The following is a 22174-nucleotide window of genomic DNA, read 5'->3' on the forward strand; positions in this document are numbered from 1 at the left end:
ATATAAACTTTAATTTGTTAAAAAAGATACCATATTTCATGATATTATTGCTATATTTCATAAAACGGATAAATATAAACTGTTAACCCCCCGAATCATTCCCTCTCCTTGTAAAAAAAATCATTTATTTCCCGTCAGCACAACGAGCTTTTATAAATCAGCACGAAAAAAAGACAGCAATTGCTGTCTTTTTCATCATTCCTTTAACGCATCTTCAAATGGCGCTGAATATAATCCTCTTGGCGCCAGCATATCGGTATCCGATTCACGGATTTCCCCACCGAGGGTATATGGACCTGCTGGAAAATAATCAAACATTTCACTTTCCTTATGTATGATCAAGAAATAATCGAATAAATCATCCATAAGTTCTTGATGTTCATCTATTTTGATGATTTCGCCACATTCATCAATTTCAAAGTTTTCATTAATCGCATCTTGAAGTTCCTCATTATTTGAATACGCGATATAAAAATCGACATCTCCGCACTCCATGCATAGCAAGAGTTTTTCTTCTAGTGCTTCTTCATAGGTTTTCAGGACGATTTCCTTTAAAATGGCATCAATCTTTCCAGTATTAATAAGTTTAATTTTAGTCTGGAACACAAAACCCCTCCAATCAAATAAAGCATTTAAAAAAGTAAACGCCAGTTAATCAAGCTCACCTTTAAATAGGAAATTGTTGAAGATCATTCTCAATCATCACATAAATCAAAGTCCCTAAGTTCGTTTATTAACAGCCATGGGAACCTATCCCAAGACTTGGTCATCAAGGGCAATACATGCAATCTCTAAGATACCGTTTTTGAATTAGATAGGAATCCTCCACTTCGTGCATATAATAAGTTTGCCCACATAATTAGAATCATAATCTTCTATAATACAAAGAAAAAGATGATTGGAAGCGTAATCAGGCTTAATGAAGTACTTATGAAAGTAGCACTTGATACGAATTCAGGCTCTGTGTTGAATTGGAGCGCATACATCGTAGTGTTGGCCGCCGTTGGCATGGCAGCTACGATGATCATAATATGCCTGACCATTTCACCCACTGGTAAGGCAAGTGATAGCAGGAAGGCAATGGCTGGTGAAACGGCAAGTTTAAGTAACAGCGAAACTGATAGTTTTCGATAGGCAATCTTTTTCAAGGAAATGTTGGCCAGCTGCATTCCCAGTGTAATCATGATTGTTGGGATTGCTGCATTTGCTACAAGGTTAATAGCTTCCATAACCGAATTGCTTAAAGGTATGTTCCCGAACTGAAATACTGTACCCGCAATGGCTCCATAAACAATTGGCATCCGACATACTGCTTTAATCGCTGTTTGAACTCCGTTACCTTCCGGGCTGCCCTTTGCTGCGAAATAAATGCCTATCGTGCACATCACTAACTGCTGTCCCACCATAAGGATGATTGCATAATCGAGTCCTGCGGCTCCGAATAACAGGAAAATGACAGGTGTTCCGTAATTCCCGTTATTCATGAAGGCTGATGCCAATATCATGCCGCTTGTTTCAGTGACTGTATAATTGCGAAAAAAAGATATGATGTAGACTACCAGAATGAGAGAAAGACAAAGTACTATCGTGAATAAGAACAAGTAAACATAATTAATCGTAAATTCTGCGGAATAAAAAGTTCGGAATACAAGAAAAGGTGACATTAAATATAATGCCATCGTTGAAATCGATTTTGTATCAAGTTTAAACTTTTTCTGACCGATGAAACCTAAAACAAATATACCGAATATCGGTAAAAGAACTCCCAAAAACCCCATGCATATCACCTTCATAATTCTAATGATTTTCTTCTAACCATATCAGTTTTATAATTATTTGTAAAAATTCTTTTAAACCACTTTTGATTGCACCTCTTATATATTACCGCAAAATGAATTTTCTTTATTTTCAGAAAAAAATAATCCATTTCCCAATGCGTATGGTATATTGTTTATTATATTTACGTTCATAAACGTAACATCAACACTTTTTGGTTATTAATATATGAAGGGGTGTTTTTTTAGTGGATGTAAAATACATGGAGATGGCAGTTCGGCTTGCATATGAAAATGTTATGGCAAAGAACGGGGGACCTTTTGGTGCAATAATCGTTAAAGATGGCAAAGTCGTAGGCAGAGGATGTAATAATGTGACAACGACCAACGATCCTACAGCTCACGCCGAAGTACAGGCGATTCGTGATGCATGCAGGAATCTCGACACCTTCCAGCTTACAGATTGTGAAATTTACACTAGCTGCGAACCTTGCCCCATGTGCATCGGTGCTATTTATTGGGCACGTCCTAAAGCCATTTATTACGCATGTACTAAAGAAGACGCTGCACTTATTGGTTTTGATGATCACTTTATATATAAGGAACTTGCCCTGCCAATGGAAAAACGGACGATAAAAATGGAACAACTTACTTTTAATGACCACGAATTACCATTTCGAACATGGGAAACCAATACTGAAAAAGTGAAATATTAACCGGTTATATTTTTGTCAAAGGGGTTACGCATATGAAAAAAAACTTGCTTAAAAGGAGAATAGACGTTGCTGCTGGGAGAACGCCTGCGGATTGCGTCATAAAGAACGGGCAAATCATAGATGTTTTCAATGGTGATATCTATAAAGGTGACATTGCTGTCGTCGATGGTTTTTTTGCTGGAATTGGGCGTTATGAGGGTATTTCAGAAATCGATGCAGCAGGAAAATTCGTATGCCCTACATTCATCGATGGCCATGTCCATATTGAATCTTCGATGGTAAGGCCATCGGAACTCGCAAAAATCCTCCTTTTACATGGTGTGACGAGCATCATTGCAGACCCTCATGAAATTGCCAATGTTTCTGGCAAAATGGGCATGGAATATATGATTGATCAATCCGCTCAACTCCCTTTTGACTTTTACTTCATGATGCCTTCTTGTGTACCTGCTACGGAGTTTGAACACTCTGGTGCTGCCCTAAAAAGTGAAGATTTAATTCCGTTTTATCAAAACCCGAGAGTGCTCGGTTTAGCTGAAGTCATGAATTTCCCGGCCGTTTCACTTACTGAGGAGGATATGCTGCAAAAAATATACGATGCTAATAAACTAGGCAAAAGCATCGATGGCCATGCAGCAGGATTATCCGAACAACAGCTCGATGTTTATATGTGTGCAGGCATTAAAACGGATCATGAATGCACTACAGCGGAAGAGGCAAAAGAAAGACTGCGCAAAGGAATGTATCTTATGATCAGGGAAGGCACCGTTGCCAAAGACTTAAAAAACCTGATTCCAGTTATAAATGAGAGGAACTCCCGACGTTGTTTATTCGTCACCGATGACCGGCACCTTGACGATATTGTATCTGAAGGGAGTATTGATCACAACGTTCGACTTTCCATAAAAACAGGTGTCCCGCCAATTACCGCCATTCAAATGGGGACCATTAATGCAGCAGAATGTTTTGGCTTAAAGGAAACTGGTGCGATAGCACCTGGATACAAGGCGGACTTCCTTATATTGGATGACCTTGATTCACTCATCATTCACTCGGTCTTTAAAGAGGGAAAGCTTATCGTTCAAAATAATCGTTTACTTAACTTTCCACCTGATAAGGAACTTGCCATTGACGACGGGTTGAAGCACTCCGTTCAATTTCATGAAATAACGGAAGTTGATTTGGCGATACCTTTTAAAAATAAGTTCGCTAATATTATTGAGATAACTCCAAACAGCTTGATTACAAAGCATTCGATTGAACCGGTTACACTTAATCAGGATGGACTATTCCGGTTCTCCGAACATGTTGATCATATAAAACTTGCTGTAATTGAACGGCATCATTTGACCAAACAAGTAGGTCTAGGAATCGTCAAAGGGCTCGGTTTGAATTCAGGCGCAATTGCCACGACAGTAGCCCATGATTCACATAATTTGATCATTGCGGGGACGAATGATCAAGATATGCTTTTGGCAGCAAATGAAATAAAAAAAATGCAGGGCGGATTGGCCGTAATCCAAAATGGGGAAATACTCGCTTCACTTCCCCTTCCGATAGCCGGATTGATGAGTGAATGGAATTATATGGATGTAGTCCTTTCGTTGAAAAAAATCGATGGAGCCCTATTGAAACTGGGTGCCAACAGGCATTTCAACCCTTTCCTTACACTTGCATTCTTGGCGTTGCCTGTCATCCCTGAAATTAAACTGACGGATCAGGGTTTATTTTCAGTTTCCGAGTTTAGGCATATTCCTATTGAAGCATCAAAACCAGTCGATAAAATTTGACCCCCTAGTCGGGGTTTTTTTCTTCTTACCCCAGTAATTTCTAAATGAATCAGGTTCCAACTCGACTTAAACCGGGAAAAGGATATAATGGGTATCATCTATGTTAAAATAAAATTAAACACAAATCTTTCTTGGAGGAGATAAATATGGCAAAACATGATAAACGAACCATAATTGGATACATAGGCACTTACACAAAAGAAAACAGTAAAGGTATTTACCGCTTTACTTTAGATACAGCAGAAGGAAAACTCAGTACACCGGTTCTTGCAGCAGAATTAACCGATCCGACTTATGTCGTCATCAGCCAGGACAAGAAGAATCTCTACGCCATTTTAAAAGAAGCGGGCAGCGGTGGAGTTTCAGCCTATTCGATCAATGAAGAATCAGGTGAGCTTACCTTCTTGGGCAAACAACTGACACCAAATGGTTCTTCCTGCCATATAAGTGTAGACAGCAAGAAACAGGTCTTGATCACTTCCAGTTATGGAGAAGGTGTGATTGAATCATATCCTCTTCATGACGATGCGACCCCTTTGCCCGTATCATCCACTGTTCATCATGAGGGTAAAGGACCGAACGAAGAACGTCAGGAAAAAGCGCACACTCACTTCGCCGGGTTCACACCGGATGAAAGGTTCATTGCTGTTGTAGACCTCGGAATAGATAAAGTAATAACCTATAAAATAGATAATGGGGTTTTGGAAGAAGTAAGCAGCTTATCTGTTTCTTCCGGCAGCGGACCACGGCACTTGACTTTCCACCCAAACGGCAAATTTGCGTATGTTATGGCAGAACTTGTACCAGAAATCATTGCTTTGAGCTTCGATAGTCAAACCGGAAGCTTTTCTGAATTACAAACGGTTCGATCCGTCCCGGAAGATTTCAAGGAAAATAACCAAGGAAGCGCCATTCACATTTCAGATGACGGGCAATTCATATATGCTGCAAACCGCGGACATGATAGTATTGCCGTTTACCAAATCAATCAAGAAACAGGCAAACTGGCATTCGTGGAACTGGTTTCTACCGAAGGAAATTGGCCACGTGATTTTTCATTGGATCCTAGCGGAAAATTCCTGATTGCTTCTAATGAACAATCAGGAAACCTGACACTATATGCCCGAAATGAACATGATGGAAAGTTAACATTACTGCAAAAAGATGTTCAAGTTCCCTTCCCTGTTTGCGTAAAATTCTTATAATCGATAATAAAAAGGATTGAAGCTTGTATCACAGCAGCTTCAATCCTTTTTTTGTTATCCTTCTTTAATTCCATTTCTCCGCCATTTCGGGAAAATCTATATATGGATTACGATTACCCTGCATTTCATGTATAGCCTGGTTTCTATGTTTTTCATAAGTGCTGACCGGAAAAAGCCGATGCCATTCCATAAGCAGCTCCAAGTCAATATTGCCGCTATCGATGATGCCCTCATATCTGAGTAAAAAGTATAAAGTAGCCCTCGCCACGATGCCTTTTCCGTATTCAGGCTCGAATTTACCCTCCTCTGATTTCCCGCAGCCCGCTTTTATACCGGCCGCCGATTTTTCAGGGATATAATCCTTAAAATCATGGTATGGATAGTTACTCCGGCTACTGTTACATGTTGGTTCGCAGGCGAACAGATGATGCAAATCCCCCCTCATCGGTTCTTTTTTATCGAACCATGATTGAGGTACGACATGTTCACAATTAACGAGAATGTTCTCCGTATTTGTTGATTCTATGCCTCTTGATACCACTTCCAGTATACGGATATCTTCCTCAATGACTCGTACAGGGTCCATCCCTTTACCGGAATACAGGCTTTTCAACTGGCCATTTTCCTGTAAGTCCACCCAAGGGTAAACATGACGATGTGGTGAGTAGTTCAGCTGGTTTTTATGGGTTGCCACAAGTAGGTCCTTCAATCCTTCCCGGTCCAAAGAACCATCTTTATAGTATGCCAGCTTAAGTTCCTGATCCTTGGTTTCATCATAGTATTCGCGGTTTTCATTGAAGTTCACAAGTGCAGCCATTGCCATTTCCCGTTCTTTTTCAAGTACTTCAAAACTATACTTCATCCACTCATCCCCCCGCTTCTATTAAAACCTAACTTTTACCATAATTTAAGTTTAATAGAAATCCATCTAGAAAAAAAGGTGCTTTAGAAGGGTCTAACGAAGAATTTCAATAAAATGGGTAAGGATTTTCGCCGTCATCCCCCAGATTACACGTTCATTATATATGTAAAAATATTCTTCCATCTGTTTTGGCTGCCATTTATAATTCTCCCCGCCAACTACTAAATCATGAGGAAAGTTGTCATGCGGTTCCACCTTATATTTGACATGATAAATCTCTGGAGGTTTTTCCATGAAAAAGGATAGGGGGACCGTAAAAACGGTTTCTACCTCAGCTGGATTAGGTATGATCCGTTGATGGTTACGAACAAATCCTGCATATGGATAGACAATCATCCCAAATGGAGATACCAAATAATCGATTGGAAAGACATTTTCGATATCTTCTTTTCTCAAATTAAGTTCCTCATATGTTTCCCTTAAGGCAGCATCCTGTTCATCACGGTCCAGCTTGTCTATTTTCCCGCCCGGAAAACATATATCCCCCGGCTGCCTTCTCAGTTTGTGTGAACGCTCTTCGAAAAGAACATGAATTCCATCTTCTTTCTCTATAAGCGGTACCAATACAGCATACTTTGAAAAATTCCCACTCCCTAAAATTTCAGGGATATGTAATGTCAGTTTTTTTGTTATATCTTCATTATTCATTTCCCTCACCTCTTCTGCCGGATAGTATTGATCTTCTGCAACTCCTTATCATTCCATTTTCGAACATCCGCTTTAACTTAGCAAGGAAAACGATTCCAAAATGTCCCCTAAGGTCGCAATAGAATCCTTTCCCGCTCCTTTTTCCTAGATCATTGCCAAAAGCACCGTCCAAGTTCTGAACGGTGCTAAAATTAAACAGCAGTCTCATTTAATAAGCAAAGTATGGATGCAATCTTCTTAAATAAATAATGAATATCAACTAATACATACAGAAATTCGTTCAAATGCTGAATTTTCAGTTTTTTCCACCACTTTATTTTTATAGTTCAGCTAGCGTTCGCTTTACAGTCGTTATGATGAATGAAAAATCCTCTTCAGTTATACTAAGTGGGGGAGCAAGGGTCAGGACATTATTGAAACCTGCTACTGTATCACCATTTTTACCTATGATCAGACCCTTTTCTTTGCATGAAGCAATCACTTTATTGATTTTGGTAAGTTCGATCGGTTGTTTTGTCAGTTTATCTTCCACTAGTTCAATGCCTACCAACAAACCTTTGCCACGTACATCCCCAACATTCGGGTGAGATTTGATTTCTTCAAACTCTTGCAGAAAGCGTAGACCTAGCTCCTTAGACCGTTCTATAAGTTTTTCATTTTCATATATTTCAATATTCTTCAAAGCAAGGGCACAGGCAGCCGGATTGCCGCCAAATGTATTTACATGTCGAAAGCGGTCATAAACGTCTGAGCCAATATACGCTTCATAAATTTCACGTTTGACTGCTGTAGCGGATAATGGCAGGTAAGCGCTCGTGATTCCTTTAGCCATTGTTACGATGTCTGGTTTTACATCATAGTTCATAAATCCGAACTTCTTACCGGTACGGCCAAACCCGCAAATGACCTCATCCGAAATGAGAAGGACACCATTTTTCTCACAAATTTCCTTGACACGTTTCATATAACCATCAGGCGGCATCAAAATTCCGCCCCCAGTGATGATTGGTTCCATGATGACCGCAGCCACCGTTTCGCTCAACTCCCATGTAATGGTCCGTTCAATTTCCGCTGCACTTTTTTCTCCGCTTTCATCCTCTGGATTTCGGTAAGAATCTGGCGGTGATACATGAAGAAATCCTGGGGCGAGTGGTTCATATTTATATTTTCGCTGTGCCTGCCCGGTGGCTGACAGGGCGCCCATTGAATTTCCATGATAGCCGCGATAACGGGAAATGAATTTATAACGTCCATGTTCACCTTTTTGCTGATGATACTGCCGCGCAATTTTAAAAGCAGTCTCATTCGCTTCCGAACCGCTGTTAGAGAAGAAAATCACATAATCCCCACCAAGCCATTCATTTAATTTCTCTGCTAGCTTAATGGCAGGGATGTGGCTATTCGTTAAAGGGGCATAAGGAAGTTCCTTCAGCTGCTCGTAAGCCGCATCAGCCAATTCCGTGCGGCCATACCCAACGTTGACACACCATAAACCTGACATCCCATCCAGGAAACGATTCCCATCAACATCCGTTATCCATGCTCCTTGCCCGTTTTTGATCACCATTGCTCCAGGGCTGGATTCAGCCCCTTTCATATGATGCCATACATATTTACCATCCATCGCTTTAAGATCCTGACCCTGTTTTTCAACTTGCATAAGGTACACTCCTCCTAAAATAATTTATAAATGAAGGCCGACCACAATTTGTGTCGACCCCCAATTTCCTATCAGTATCTTGCCGTTAACATTTTCTTTCTAGTGTAAAATTCAACGCCGTCTTTCCCATTGGCATGAAGATCCCCATAAAATGAACTTTTATATCCGGAAAATGGAAAGAATGCCATTGGCGCGGGTACCCCAAGGTTAATACCAAGCATACCTGCATCAATTTCTTCGCGAAATTCCCGGATGGCTTTTGCACTATCCGTATAGAGGCAGGCACCATTGGCAAATTCGGATTGATTGGTCAATTCGATTGCTTCTTCAAGGGTATTAACCCGTACTATGGATAAGACAGGGGCAAAAATTTCATCCTTCCAAATTTTCATATTTGTTTTCACATGATCAAATAAGGTCGGTCCAACGTAATAGCCATTTTCCTGATCGCCTTCATGCCTGCCATCACGAAGGAGGACGGCACCTTCTTTTTCCCCGATTTCAATATATTGTTCAGTTCTCTTTTTATGAGTATCACGGATCACTGGTCCCAGGAAAACGTCCTTATCCATTCCATTTCCAATCTTGATATCATCCGCTGCAGCCTTTAATCTTTCAACGAGCGAATCTCCCACTTCCCCCACCGCAACAACCACTGATGCAGCCATGCAGCGCTCGCCTGCAGAACCGAAAGCGGCATTCGTTATGTTCGTTACCGCATTATCCAAATTCGCATCAGGCATGACGATTGAATGATTTTTCGCTCCTGATAAAGCCTGGACACGTTTTTTATTGGCAGCTGCCGTTTTGTATACATACTCTGCGACAGGCTGGGATCCCACAAATGATACCGCTTTAATGTCTTCATGTTCCAAAATCCCATTCACGACATCGTGGGCTCCATGGACAATATTGACAACCCCATCCGGAACTCCGGCTTCTGTCAATAATTCCACAAGACGGTTGGCTAAAAGCGGTGTCCGTTCTGAAGGTTTTAAGATAAACGTATTTCCACAAGCTATTGCCAGCGGGAACATCCAACATGGCACCATCATCGGGAAATTAAACGGTGTAATCCCGGCAACGACACCCATTGGATACCGATACATGCCAGATTCAATGCCTGGGGAAATATCAGGTAGCTGACTGCCCATCATCAATGTAGGCGCACCTGCTGCGAACTCTACGCATTCAATCCCACGCTGAACCTCACCATATGCTTCTGTATAGCTTTTTCCGTTTTCGATAGTGACCAGCTTTGCAAGCTCATCCCAATGTTCTATCAATAATTGCTGGTAACGGAATAAGAAGCGGGCTCTTTTTGGAACGGCCACCTTTTTCCATTCTTTAAAAGCCTTTTTAGCAACGTGCACAGCTTGGTTTACATCTTCCTTTGTCGAAAGGGGAACGATTGCCAATGCTTCCCCTGTTGCCGGATTAGGCACTTGTTCATGTTTCGAAGTTGTGGATTCCACCCATTTGCCACCGATATAATTTTTCAACGTTTCTACATCATTGATAACTGCCATTATTATACCCTCCATTTCAACACGATTTCATAGTTTCATTATATTTTTCAAATCGACTTTTTTCATTAGACGTTTTGTATAGTTTTTTATTCAATATTTGCACATATTGTTTGTTTTTCATTTTTCCATATTCATAATAATCATGAACAGAAATTCAGGCTTTCAAAGCCGATGTATATTTCCTTATTATTATCTCTTTGATCAGCTGACTTCACAGCCATCATTTTATGATGGAATATAGCTTTAGGTCTTGATGTTTTCCCTTAACAAACATTCCTTTTCTGATGATTCCCTCGAAAGACATGCCAGACTTTTGCATGACTCGCTCTGAACCCAAATTTTCAACGAAGCACCGTGCTTGTATTCGAACTAGGTTCATATTTTCAAAGCCAAAAGCGATTATCTTTTGAGCTGCCTCCGTCATCAAGCCACTCCCCCAATATTCGGGTGCAAGCACATATCCGATTTCTGCACTATGATGATCAACCTGCCATGTAACAAAATCAATCGTACCAATCAACTTACCACTTTGCTTGTGTTCTATGCCCCATGGAGCAATTTTCTTATCCTCATAATTTTGTAGGATAAATCGGATAAAATCTTTTGTATCACTTAGGGAACGATGAGCTTCCCATGTGACATAACGGGAAACTTCACTGTTGGATGCATAAGCGAACATGTCTTCGGCATCATTCATGGTGACTTTCCTCATTACCAAGCGTTTTGATTCCATAGTAGGCAGCTGTCCCTATATGTCTTTCACGTTCATGAATACACCCCATTCCATTGATTACTAGTATTATAGCAAGATTGTTAAGCACTCGCTGTCCCATTTAAAATATTATCGAAACTTACGAATGATTCGGAAAAGAATGATGCAGGGGGTAAAAACTCATAATAAGCCAAAATTTGAATGAGTTCTTTTCTGGAAAAATTGGACAGGAAACTTCAAAAATTGCCAAGTCTTTTGGGATGACCGTATTAGGAATGCGTCATAAACCGGAAAAATTTGTAGATGAGATGTCCACAACAACAATTTGCGATTGATTAACTTGAATTCTTTTTTTCGAACATATTCCGTGTTTCTGGGGTCAATTTAATGTCACGGCAAGCACACCCAGGAGGAAAATCATGGGTATCAAGAATTATTCATTGCCTGTGCACATAAATAATCTTCCTTTGTTAGCTTGCAGACTCCGACATTATCTGTTATATTTAAAAAGAATTATTTTTGTTCGGGAAGATTGATAAGTGAAAAACTTTTCGTCTAATGATTGAGCAAGGGTAGTAACACAATGTGTGGATTCACACTAGGAGGCAACAACAATGGAACAAGGTAAAGTAAAATGGTTTAACGCAGAAAAAGGATTTGGCTTCATCGAACGCGAAAACGGAGACGATGTATTCGTACATTTCTCAGCTATCCAAAGCGAAGGATTCAAATCATTAGACGAAGGTCAAGAAGTTACTTTTGAAGTTGAGCAAGGTCAACGTGGACCCCAAGCTACTAACGTTCAAAAAGCGTAATTTTAAATACAATATAACGGACCCTACTTGTAGGGTCTGTTTTTTTATTGAAAAAGCAATCATAAAAAAACCCTATTCACATGGAATAGGGAACATGAAACAAGTTTAGTAAATGGTAAACTCAGTATAACACACTAGGAATAGAAACCCTAATTTATCCGAAAAGTAAAAATTATCACGCACTTCCGAAGCCCTGGATTCCCTGATATTACCCCATTCATTTCTTCTCCACTTCATAGGTTCGGTCCGTTCCCCATGGATAAAACGGTGGCATATCAGTGCTGCTTTTCATTTTGAATTCGGCTTTCCTTTTTTTAAGGAAAGCTTCAATCCCTTCGAGTGCATCCGCTTGTTTTCCGGTCCAATGAATCATTTTCGATTCTATTTTGTGTGATTCAACAGGATGGTTCGCACCGAGCATCGTCCACATTAACTGCCGGGATAGCGTCACAGAGACGGAAGATGTATTTTCCGCAATGTCGGTTGCAATTTCCATTGCAGCCGACATCAATTCGTCTGGCTCAACGATCTTATTTACCAACCTTCCCTCAATTGCTTCACTGGCCGAAATCATCCTGCCGGTAAAAATCCATTCGGAAGCTTTACCCATTCCGACGAGCCTAGGTAAGAACCAGCCGCTGCATGCCTCCATGGTTATCCCCCGCCTCGCAAATACAAAGCCCATTTTTGCATTTGATGAAGCAATTCTAATGTCCATGGGCAAAGTCATTGTTATCCCTATCCCGACTGCCGCTCCATTAATGGCGGCTATCATAGGTTTTTTCATCTCAAAAATCCGTAATGACAGCATTCCCCCTGCATCGCGATATTCAACCAAAGGAGTGTGATCCATAAAGGTTTCTGCACCTTTTTCCAAATCCATCCCCGCACAAAAAGCATCTCCAGCGCCAGTTAAAATGACGGCTCGTACGTCATCATTTTCGTCCGCTTCATTAAAAGCGTGAATCATCTCTTCACACATTTTTTCATTGAAAGCATTCATTTTCTCAGGACGATTAAGAGTAACAATCATGACACGATCGACGATTTCACTAGTTATCGTGGAATACACTAACAATCCCTCCTTCTCTCACAAATCGAAAAAATTCTATAGAAGTTAATTTTTACATATAATTACATATTATATGTTTTATTTTCAGATTCCTAGTAATTTATTTTGACATCCTGATAAATAATTCAAATCTTCAGGATAATCGCTCCTATTCAAATAACATTTTACATAAGTGTGTAAAAAAGACCAGTTGCAAATGCAACTGGTTTTTTTGTTTACCAATATAAATGACAAGCAACGAAATGCCCTGGTTTTTGTTCTTTCCATTCAGGTACAGCACTGGAGCATATCTCCATCGCTTTAGGGCAGCGAGTTCGAAATACACAGCCGCTCGGCGGATTGATGGGACTTGGTACATCACCTTTAAGTACGATTCTTTCCCGTTTAATAGTCGGGTCTGGTATCGGCACCGCAGAAAGCAAAGCCTGTGTGTATGGGTGAAGCGGATCTTTCGTTAAAGAATCACTATCCGAAAGTTCCATCATTCTTCCAAGGTACATGACTAAAATTCGATCTGAAATATACTTGACCATTGATAAATCATGCGCGATGAATAAATAAGTCAATCCCATTTCTTTTTGAAGCTCTTTTAATAAGTTGACCACTTGAGCCTGTATTGAAACATCCAAGGCAGAAATTGGTTCATCACAAACGATGAATTTAGGATTTAAAGCCAAAGCCCTTGCAATTCCAATACGCTGGCGTTGTCCCCCACTGAATTCATGGGGAAAACGAGTGATATGTTCCGGACTTAATCCAACCAGCTTTAACAAGTCTTCCACCCGTTTTCTTCGCTCTTTACCTTTTGATATCCCATGAATGGCAAGTGGCTCCCCAATCAATTCCTCCACCTTCATCCTTGGGTTCAAGGATGCATAGGGATCTTGGAAAATCATTTGTATTTCACGGCGGATATGTGACATTTCCCCAGGTTTGTAATCGAAAACATTTTTCCCCTGAAAAAGAACTTCTCCATCTGTCGGTTCATAAAGACGAGTGATTGTACGGCCTGCTGTCGATTTTCCGCAGCCGCTTTCCCCGACAAGACCGACAGTTTCCCCTGGATAGATTTTGAGATCCAAACCATCCACCGCTTTCAGCGATTGAGAACCAATAGGAAAGTACTTTTTCAGATTCTTTATTTCAACAAGAGGAGAATTTTCGTTGTCCGTCATTTCTTTTACGACCTTATTTTTCAGTGAAACCATTGGTTCTCCTCCTTTATACATTAGTCCGTGCTTGTACCTGTGCCGCCTTTGCCATTGGGTGGTGCAGCCAGCATGCGGCTGTCTGACCTTCTTTCACTACTTCAAGCTCCGGATCATGGTCTTTGCACACTTTCATTGCTGATTCACATCTTGGATAAAACGGGCACCCTTTTGGCGGATCCAATAAATCCGGTGGTGATCCGATAATCGGAACCAACGGAGCCGTTTTTTCCATATCTAGCCTTGGCACCGTTTTAAGCAGCCCTCTTGTATATGGATGCTGCGGGCTTGAAAATATAGCTTCTACCGCCCCCGTCTCCACGACCTTGCCTGCATACATGACGACTACCCGTTCACATGTTTCCGCAACCACACCTAAATCATGAGTGATTAAAATGATGGAAGTATCCATTCTTCGTTGGATATCTTTCATCAGTTCCAAAATTTGTGCTTGTATCGTTACATCCAATGCTGTTGTAGGTTCATCGGCAATCAGCAATTTCGGTTCACAAGCAAGGGCCATTGCGATCATCGCCCTTTGGCGCATACCACCTGAAAACTCATGCGGATATTGCTGCATCCTTTTTTCCGGCTGAGGTATACCTACCAGTTTGAGCGTTTCCAACGCCCGTTCATATGCATCATTTCGGGGCATGTTTTTATTATGCTTTAAAATACCTTCCATGATCTGGCTGCCGATTTTTGTCGTTGGATTGAGTGAAGTCATCGGATCCTGGAAAATCATGCTGATTTCATTTCCGCGAATCTTCTGCATGTCCTTTTCACTTATTTTCAGCAGGTCCTTACCGCCAAAGTTAATCGACCCTTTTCCATACTCTGTTGGAGGTGTTTCCAATAATCTCATGATAGATTTCGCTGTAACACTTTTGCCGCATCCGGACTCCCCAACAATGGCAACGGCTTCCCCTTTTTTTATATCAAAGTTCACGCCGCGAACCGCTTGCACTTTTCCTGCATAAGTATGGAAGGTGATGTGTAAATCATTGACTTCTAATAGGTTCTCCATCATCGTCCCTCCTATTCTAGTAATATCAAATCTTTATGTTAGGACTCATTTATTTCCGAAGTTTTGGATCCAGGGCATCCTGCAATCCGTCACCAGCCACATTGAACGCGAACATGGTTAAGGAAATCAATATTGCAGGAATTAAAAGTTGATAGAAATTTCCTACCAGAATGCTTCCCAGGGCATCACTTGTCAATGTTCCCCAGCTTGCCTGAGGTGCTGGCACTCCCAATCCCAAAAAGCTAAGTGTAGCTTCGGCAAAAATAGCAGTAGGTACAGTCAACGTTAAATTGACAAGGATCGGTCCCATTGTATTTGGAATCATATGTTTTCTTAAAGTCCAGCTCGTGTTGGCTCCAGAGATTGTTGCAGCATGGATATATTCATTCTCTTTAAGTTGTAATACCTGTCCGCGTACAAGTCGAGCCATCGGAATCCACCCCGTAATCGACATCGCAATGATGATCGGCAGAATACCAGGTTTTAATACGACCATCATTAAGATAACCATCAATAAGTATGGGATCGCATAGATCACCTCGGCAAACCGCATCATGATATTATCTGTGCGCCCACCGCGAATGGCTGAAATCCCGCCATATAGGACACCAATTAAAAAGTCGATCAGCGCTGCCATCAATCCAATGAACAAGGATATCCTCGCACCATACCAAGCTCGCGTAAATAGATCCCTACCTGATGAATCCGTTCCAAACCAATGCTCGCTATTTGGGCTAAGATTCTTTTTCTCGAAATCTTGACCATAATAGGTATATCCGTTAATATACGGACCAAAAATCGCCATCAAGACTAAGAGGACTATAAGAACAAGTCCCGTCATCGCCAGCTTATTTTCTTTAAACCGACGCCAGACGTCAGACCAATATGAAACTGTAGGTCTGGCTATTTTTTCAGCTTCCTTAAAGTTGTCTTCTGCGGGTTGGAACATATCTTCGGTTAAATGCACTTTATCTGCCATTATTTCTTCTCCCCCGTCACTTTAATTCTAGGATCAATCAACGTATAGGCTATATCAACAATGAATATCAATAGGATAAGCACCGCACTATACACAATTGTGGAACCAAGAATGACCGGGTAGTCTCTGTTGGATATTCCCTTTACGAACATATCTCCCATGCCCGGAATACCAAAAATACGTTCAATGATGAAGCTTCCTGTCACGATATTAGCCGTAAGGATGCCCAGAATCGTTATAATCGGCAATAATGCATTCCGAATCGCATGTTTGATTATGACGCCGCTCCGTTTCAATCCTTTGGCCTTAGCTGTCAAAATGTAATCCTGCCCCATTACTTCAAGCATGCTTGTCCGCATCAATCTCGCGATGAAAGCAAGCGGCATCATCGAAAGGGCAATGGAAGGTAAAATGGTATGCTGCCATGTCGCCCATGTAGCTACAGGGAATATATTCCACTTTATCGCGAAATAATTGATTAAAATAGTCGCCAGGATAAAGTTAGGAACTGAGATTCCTACGATGGCAATGACCATTGATAAATAGTCGGGCCATTTATTTCTTTTCAGTGAAGCCACTACACCCAAAATTAGCCCAAAGAAGATGGCAATCACCAATGCCTGTGCCCCTAAGTGCAAGGACACTGGAAATCCCTTCAAAATGTAATCATTCACAGAAATGGATGAGGATTTCAATGAAGGACCAAAATCAAATTGAACGACTTCCAATAAATAATTCCCATATTGGGTCAACAACGGCTTGTCCAATCCATAGTGGACTTGAAGGTTTTCATAAACAGCAGGAGGCATAGCTCCTTCTTTCGCAAATGGATTTCCCGGAATCGTATGCATTATGATGAACGTTAATGTAATAACTGCCCACAAAGTAATAATCGCCCATTTAAAACGATTTAATGTATATCTCAACATGGTAATCACCCCAATCATCGATTTTCTAAGGAGTTGAAAACGGAAATGAATTCATGAAATATTCAAATTCGCAATTGAAAAATGGGGTATGTCCTTAATCGGACATACCTCCCATTTCACTTTTATCACTCTCTTACTTTTTATCCGCGTAAATAAAGTTCGGATAAGCGTTAATCGGAGCATAGACTCCAGTAACATTCGATTTAACCATATATGGTTTTGTATAGAAGTAAACCGGAAGGATCGGCATTTCTTCAATCAGAACTTCCTCTGCTTTATGTAAAGCAGCCATACGCTCTTTTGGTTCCATTGTAGATTTTGCCTTTTTTAATAAACTATCATATTCTTTGTTGGACCAACCTGCATCATTATATGCTCCGTCAGTTTCCCAAAGCATGAAGGTCATCGGGTCAACATAGTCACCAACCCATCCTGCACGGGAAATTTCAAAGTCGCCGGCTTTTTCACGATCTAGCTTAACTTGGAATTCTGCATTTTCAAGTGTCACTTCAACACCTAGGTTATCACGCCACATCCCTTGAACGGCTTCAGCAATTTTCTTATGGGAATCTAATGTGTTATACAAAATTGAAAACTCAGGTAATTCTTTCATGCCTTCTTCAGCAAGACCTTCTTTTAACAATTTCTTTGCTTCAGCTACGTTTTCCTTAAATAGGTCGCCTGTATTTTCCTGGAAATCACCAGTTGCGTCAGGAATTCCCGGAGGGATTACACCAAATGCAGGCTTTTGACCGCCTTGAGCAACATTTTCGGTAATTTTTTTACGTTCGATAGCCATCGAAAGCGCTTTCCTGACCTTCGCATTGTTGAAAGGTTTTACTTTCGTATTGAAGTTGTAATAGTAAACAGCAAGTTCTGCGCCGTTTTTGAATTCTTTGTCGCCAGAGTTAACCAATTGACCTTGCACGTCCACTGGCAGTGGATAAGCAATATCCAATTCACCACTCTGATACATTTGCCATGCTGTATTTTCATCTTCAATTAGAGCAAAGTTAACCGCATCCAATTTGATTTTATCTTTATCGTAGTAATTTTCATTCTTTTCGATTTTCAGGCTTTCTTTATGTTTCCATTCCGTTAATTTGAACGGACCGTTCGAAACGTGTGTCTTTGCATCCAAAGCCCATTTTGGGTTTTCTTCCTGCACCTTTTTATTGATTGGATAGAAAGTATAGAAAGAAGTCAAGTCAAGGAAGTATGGTGTAGGCTGTTCCAAAGTGACCACTAACGTATGTTCGTCTGTCGCTTTAACTCCTACGTCCTCTTCCTTCCCTTTCTTACTGTTGTATGCTTCCCCGCCTTTAAGATAATAAAGTTGGTAGGCATAATCAGCAGCTGTTTCCGGTTTCAAAGCGTATTTCCAAGCATATTCGAAGTCAGTCGCTGTAAGCGGATCTCCATTTGACCATTTCAAACCATCTTTCAATTTGAATGTCCAAGTTAATCCATCTTCACTGATTTCCCATGATTCCGCAGAACCAGGTACGATTTTGCCCTCTTCCGTTTTCTTCGTCAGTCCCTCAAACGTATGTTCAAGGATCCATGATTCATGAGTACCTTGCGCATTGGCAGGGTGAAGCGAACCAGGTTCACTTGAGTTGTTTACGTTTAATACTTTTGATCCGGATGAGTCACCCGAGCCGCCTTCCTTTTCATTCGAAGTTTCCTTCGAACCGCCGTTGCATGCCGCAAGCATTAGCATGATGGCCATAAGAAGAGCAAGCACTGAAAATTTAGACTTTTTCAAAAAATATTCCCCCTATCTTTATTCTTTCTTAGAATATTCCCATTTAAGAGATTATCCTTCTAGCACCTATTAATCTTCCGTATAGTACATAATAATGTCAGCGAGGAAAGTTAGAACCATTCATGACAGGAATCCACCAAAAACAACTAGCGAACCGTTTGCATAAATGCATATTTCTCCCTAAAAAAGCATTAATGCAGTTTACTAGTGAAAAAATCAGCCTCTTTTCAACCTCGCTAAGGGTACTATACCTCGAATTAAAGATGTTGAATTTTAAGTATATTACGAATAAATCAAAAAATCAATAAACCGATGAGTACTTTTTCACAAGATAGTATTTATTTGCTAATCAATTCGATCTAGATACTAGGTAAATAGGAATGATAAGTAAAAAGACTGCCGACTTGCAGTTGTTTTTTCAAACACATTTATACCAGTATTCATATAAGTTCGCCCGTCAGTTTTTTTCTAAATATTCTAATAATTTGAGCCGGGTCGGTTGCTAAGGCCACGTTCCTAGCAAACCATTTACTAACAAACATTAAACTTTATCAGAATAACATTTTTTCTCCATATAATATTCAGGTCTTTTCAACCATACCCCAAATAATGGATAATAACTATGTGGGAATAGAGATATTCCTTCAGTTCCTCACCTATAAGTACGCGTCAAATCCAATGATAATGCCCCTTCTTCATTTATGATTAAATAAATATAATGACACGAAAAGCAAACAAATGCCTGTCACCTTTTTCACATCCAATGGGATCCGTACGCCTCCAAATAAACCGAAATGGTCAATGACTGCCCCAATCAGTATCTGCCCTGCGATTACCCCTGCCAATGCTGGTGCCACTCCAATCTGAGGGACGACCAATACCATCACAATGACATAAATAGCCCCTAAGAGTCCGCCTATCAATTGCCATTTTGGAACAGACGCGATGGCAGATATGTTTCCATTTCCCGCGAACAAAACAATAAATAATAAAGCGAGTGTCCCGATTCCAAAAGATATGAAAGAGGCTTCAATGACTCCCACTTTTTTCCCTAGCCCACCATTGATTTGACCTTGTATGGCAATGGTGATTCCGCCTAGGACCGCAAGCAACGGAAATAATATCTTCACAATGATTTTGCTCCTTTTTATGTCCATCCGGACTGATTAATGAATCCTTATTCTAATTTTAACATGAAAAATATGTATATTGTCCTTTAGTGATATAAATTGATCCTAATGGGAGAGAAATCCCACAAATAAAAACTGGCCTTATTGGCCAGCTGCAATGTTCTAATACTAAACTATAATCTATTTGATTCCTGAATAATTTGTTGTCTTAACTGGAAAAACTCTGAGCTTAACAAGGAAAATACCAGTGCATCATGGGATTGATCCCGAAGAAATAAATAACTTCGAAGGGTGCCTTCCTCTTTAAATCCAAATTTCTTCAATAGGTTTCTGGATGCAATATTATCCTTGAAAGTTAATGCCGCAATTCTTTTTAGGCCCAATTCTTCAAAGCAATAACCCAATACTTCGTTGACGGCTTCAGACGTAAACTGATTCCTCCAATATTCGGGATGGATTTCATATCCTATTTCGGCCCGTTTGTTCGCAAGGCTCAATTGGTTCAGGCCAACAGTTCCGATGAATTTGCCTGAATCCTTTAAAATGACTCCCCACCGCAGCCCACGTTTGTTTATATAAGCACTTTTAAACGAGTCGATTAAGCGGCGGGCATCTTCAACTCGGATTAAACTTTCTATTCCATCATATTTGGTCACTTCATCTTTAGAGAGAATTTCAAACAGACTTTCAGCATGATGGTGACCTATTTCGATTAAACGCAGCCTTTCTGTTTCCAATTCCTTTAACCACATCGAAGTATCCCCCCGGTATATTCAGCTGTCTACTTTATTCTATTCTTGAAGAAGAGATACCTGTCTTAGTGGACAATACTTTTTGAAAAATTCCTTTCCTTAACATACAATGCCGAGTCCTCATGCCCTCCCTTTGTAATCAAATCCCTGATGATTTGTGAGAGGATGACACTATAAACCGTCCCATTACCGCCATAACCTAATAAGAAATAACAATTAGGATGGTTAGGATATATTCCTATTGTCGGTAAACCATCATGGGTCTCACCAAAAAAAGCTCCCCAATAATAATCAGCCCTGACCCGATTCTCTAATTCTGGAAACAAATTGATAAGCTGCTTCAATAATTTATCTCTTTTGTTCAAAATCATTGAATCCCTCTTCTCCAGATAATCGATAGATTCGTCAAGACCACCAATGATAATTCGGTTGTCAAGAGTTTTTCTTGCATATAAATAAGGCCGTGCCGTTTCCCAGATCATCATATTATCATCCCATTTAGCTTGATCGGCTATTTGATTTGTTGTGATGGCATATGAACTGAGGATCACTGCATTTTTATCCTTCACTTCTTCTTGGGCTTCATACCCAGTTGCGAAGATGACCGCCTGTGCATGTATCGTGTGTCCGGTTTCGGTAAATAACTGGGTTTGATTCTCTTTTAATATCTTCCCATTGATTTTCGTTTTTGAATAGACACGTACGCCTTTCGAAAATGCCTTTTCAATCAATAAATGTGCATGTTTATAAGGATTGATTTCGGCATCATTACCTGTAACCAGCGCTCCTTCTTTTGAAAACGAAAATTTTCGGCCAAGTTCTTTTTTAGTATAATATTCAACAGGAAAATTACGGGATTTAAGATTACTATATTCTTCTTTAACCTTGGAAACATCCTCTGGATTGGATGCATAGTACAAGCTTTTTCTAATTTTAAAATCCGGATTTTCCTTTAAACTTGGAACAACCTCTTTCTCAAGGGTCCGAATGGCGTCCAAACAAAGCTGAACATGTCGTGTCCCCGCTTCTTCTCCAAAACTATGGATGAGGGAAGTTAATGTTTTATCATTTGAATACTGTAAAAGTCCAGTATTCGCAAGCGTACTTCCTTCACTTATATCCCGTTTATCGATAAGGACGACATTCAGACCCGTCTCTGCCAAAAAATAGGCACAGTGCGCCCCCGATGAACCACTCCCTACTATACAAACATCACATGAAAGATCCTCTTCCAAAATTGGATATTTTCTAGCTTCAAATGTATCTTTCCAAAACATTTTCCCTGCCTTTAAATCCATACAAGCTCCACCCTTAAGATAATTTATTAGTTCCATATAACTATATCGTTTTTAGCTATTATTATTTACCCTAACAAACATGGCCTGCAAACGTAAAATGATTCTTTTTCTACATGAAATAATTCTTCCAATTTATCAAAAAGCCCTATGATTTTGGTTACTCTTAACACACTTCCGGGTTATATGGACCCTTAACATCAGCTTCCCATTCGATACCTTTTTCCCATTCCAGTAAGGAA

20 protein-coding genes are annotated in these 22174 nt (G+C 40.3%); 4 read left to right on the top strand and 16 right to left on the bottom strand.

Features of this window, described 5'->3' with window-relative positions:
- Window positions 1–195: 195 nt before the first annotated feature.
- Complete coding sequence (locus tag N0M92_RS20240) at window positions 196–606, bottom strand: hypothetical protein (RefSeq protein WP_260287525.1); 411 nt, start codon at window positions 604–606, stop codon at window positions 196–198.
- Between the two features lie 269 nt (window positions 607–875).
- Window positions 876–1778 carry an AEC family transporter gene (locus N0M92_RS20245; RefSeq protein ID WP_260287526.1) on the bottom strand — a complete coding sequence of 301 codons (903 nt, stop codon included), beginning with the start codon at window positions 1776–1778 and terminating at the stop codon, window positions 876–878.
- Window positions 1779–2038: 260 nt separating this feature from the next.
- Here N0M92_RS20245 and N0M92_RS20250 point away from each other — a divergent pair, with 260 nt between their 5' ends.
- The 3 genes from N0M92_RS20250 to N0M92_RS20260 all read left to right on the top strand — a co-directional run bounded on the left by N0M92_RS20250 (window position 2039) and on the right by N0M92_RS20260 (window position 5486).
- The gene (locus tag N0M92_RS20250) at window positions 2039–2491 is read left to right on the top strand and encodes a nucleoside deaminase (protein ID WP_260287589.1); all 453 of its coding nucleotides are present in this window, start codon (window positions 2039–2041) and stop codon (window positions 2489–2491) included.
- Window positions 2492–2523: 32 nt separating this feature from the next.
- Window positions 2524–4281: an adenine deaminase gene (gene ade, locus N0M92_RS20255; RefSeq protein WP_260287527.1), complete on the top strand. Its 1758-nt coding sequence runs from the start codon at window positions 2524–2526 to the stop codon at window positions 4279–4281.
- A 146-nt stretch (window positions 4282–4427) separates the two neighbouring features.
- Window positions 4428–5486: a lactonase family protein gene (locus N0M92_RS20260; protein ID WP_260287529.1), complete on the top strand. Its 1059-nt coding sequence runs from the start codon at window positions 4428–4430 to the stop codon at window positions 5484–5486.
- Window positions 5487–5550: 64 nt separating this feature from the next.
- Here the strand turns inward: N0M92_RS20260 and N0M92_RS20265 are convergent, their stop codons facing one another.
- The 5 genes from N0M92_RS20265 to N0M92_RS20285 form a co-directional block, all read right to left on the bottom strand.
- Window positions 5551–6348 carry an endonuclease I family protein gene (locus tag N0M92_RS20265; RefSeq protein ID WP_260287530.1) on the bottom strand — a complete coding sequence of 266 codons (798 nt, stop codon included), beginning with the start codon at window positions 6346–6348 and terminating at the stop codon, window positions 5551–5553.
- Window positions 6349–6441: 93 nt separating this feature from the next.
- Entirely contained in the window at window positions 6442–7056 is a 615-nt protein-coding gene (locus tag N0M92_RS20270; protein ID WP_192204969.1) for an NUDIX hydrolase, read from the bottom strand.
- Between the two features lie 319 nt (window positions 7057–7375).
- Window positions 7376–8716, bottom strand: coding sequence for an aspartate aminotransferase family protein (locus N0M92_RS20275; protein WP_260287531.1), 1341 nt, complete (start codon window positions 8714–8716; stop codon window positions 7376–7378).
- A 71-nt stretch (window positions 8717–8787) separates the two neighbouring features.
- On the bottom strand, window positions 8788–10245 hold the full coding sequence (locus N0M92_RS20280) for a CoA-acylating methylmalonate-semialdehyde dehydrogenase (protein ID WP_311202583.1): 1458 nt from the start codon (window positions 10243–10245) through the stop codon (window positions 8788–8790).
- A 220-nt stretch (window positions 10246–10465) separates the two neighbouring features.
- Window positions 10466–10978, bottom strand: coding sequence for a GNAT family N-acetyltransferase (locus N0M92_RS20285; RefSeq protein ID WP_260287532.1), 513 nt, complete (start codon window positions 10976–10978; stop codon window positions 10466–10468).
- A gap of 593 nt (window positions 10979–11571) precedes the next feature.
- Here N0M92_RS20285 and N0M92_RS20295 point away from each other — a divergent pair.
- Complete coding sequence (locus N0M92_RS20295; RefSeq protein WP_029714163.1) at window positions 11572–11772, top strand: cold-shock protein; 201 nt, start codon at window positions 11572–11574, stop codon at window positions 11770–11772.
- A 217-nt stretch (window positions 11773–11989) separates the two neighbouring features.
- On the opposite strand, the gene N0M92_RS20300 is transcribed toward N0M92_RS20295, so the two are convergent.
- From N0M92_RS20300 to N0M92_RS20340, 9 genes are all read right to left on the bottom strand, one after another.
- On the bottom strand, window positions 11990–12844 hold the full coding sequence (locus N0M92_RS20300; RefSeq protein WP_260287533.1) for a crotonase/enoyl-CoA hydratase family protein: 855 nt from the start codon (window positions 12842–12844) through the stop codon (window positions 11990–11992).
- A gap of 215 nt (window positions 12845–13059) precedes the next feature.
- Window positions 13060–14052: an ABC transporter ATP-binding protein gene (locus tag N0M92_RS20305; protein ID WP_387599002.1), complete on the bottom strand. Its 993-nt coding sequence runs from the start codon at window positions 14050–14052 to the stop codon at window positions 13060–13062.
- 13 nt (window positions 14053–14065) lie between these two features.
- Window positions 14066–15079 (bottom strand): ABC transporter ATP-binding protein, encoded by a 1014-nt coding sequence (locus N0M92_RS20310; protein WP_260287534.1) that lies wholly within the window; start codon window positions 15077–15079, stop codon window positions 14066–14068.
- 49 nt (window positions 15080–15128) lie between these two features.
- Window positions 15129–16058 carry an ABC transporter permease gene (locus N0M92_RS20315; RefSeq protein ID WP_260287535.1) on the bottom strand — a complete coding sequence of 310 codons (930 nt, stop codon included), beginning with the start codon at window positions 16056–16058 and terminating at the stop codon, window positions 15129–15131.
- Window positions 16058–16987 carry an ABC transporter permease gene (locus N0M92_RS20320; RefSeq protein WP_141994689.1) on the bottom strand — a complete coding sequence of 310 codons (930 nt, stop codon included), beginning with the start codon at window positions 16985–16987 and terminating at the stop codon, window positions 16058–16060. The genes N0M92_RS20315 and N0M92_RS20320 overlap by 1 nt, the downstream gene beginning before the upstream one ends.
- 133 nt (window positions 16988–17120) lie before the next feature.
- The gene (locus N0M92_RS20325) at window positions 17121–18755 is read right to left on the bottom strand and encodes a peptide ABC transporter substrate-binding protein (RefSeq protein WP_260287536.1); all 1635 of its coding nucleotides are present in this window, start codon (window positions 18753–18755) and stop codon (window positions 17121–17123) included.
- A gap of 695 nt (window positions 18756–19450) precedes the next feature.
- Window positions 19451–19885 (bottom strand): DMT family transporter, encoded by a 435-nt coding sequence (locus N0M92_RS20330; RefSeq protein WP_192204975.1) that lies wholly within the window; start codon window positions 19883–19885, stop codon window positions 19451–19453.
- A 173-nt stretch (window positions 19886–20058) separates the two neighbouring features.
- Window positions 20059–20637 carry a GNAT family N-acetyltransferase gene (locus N0M92_RS20335; RefSeq protein WP_260287537.1) on the bottom strand — a complete coding sequence of 193 codons (579 nt, stop codon included), beginning with the start codon at window positions 20635–20637 and terminating at the stop codon, window positions 20059–20061.
- A 65-nt stretch (window positions 20638–20702) separates the two neighbouring features.
- Window positions 20703–21935, bottom strand: a complete 1233-nt coding sequence (locus tag N0M92_RS20340) for an NAD(P)/FAD-dependent oxidoreductase (RefSeq protein ID WP_260287538.1) — start codon at window positions 21933–21935, stop codon at window positions 20703–20705.
- Window positions 21936–22174 lie beyond the last annotated feature (239 nt).

The organism is Peribacillus aracenensis, assembly GCF_025175645.1.
Taxonomy (GTDB): Bacteria; Bacillota; Bacilli; order Bacillales; family DSM-1321; genus Peribacillus; species Peribacillus aracenensis.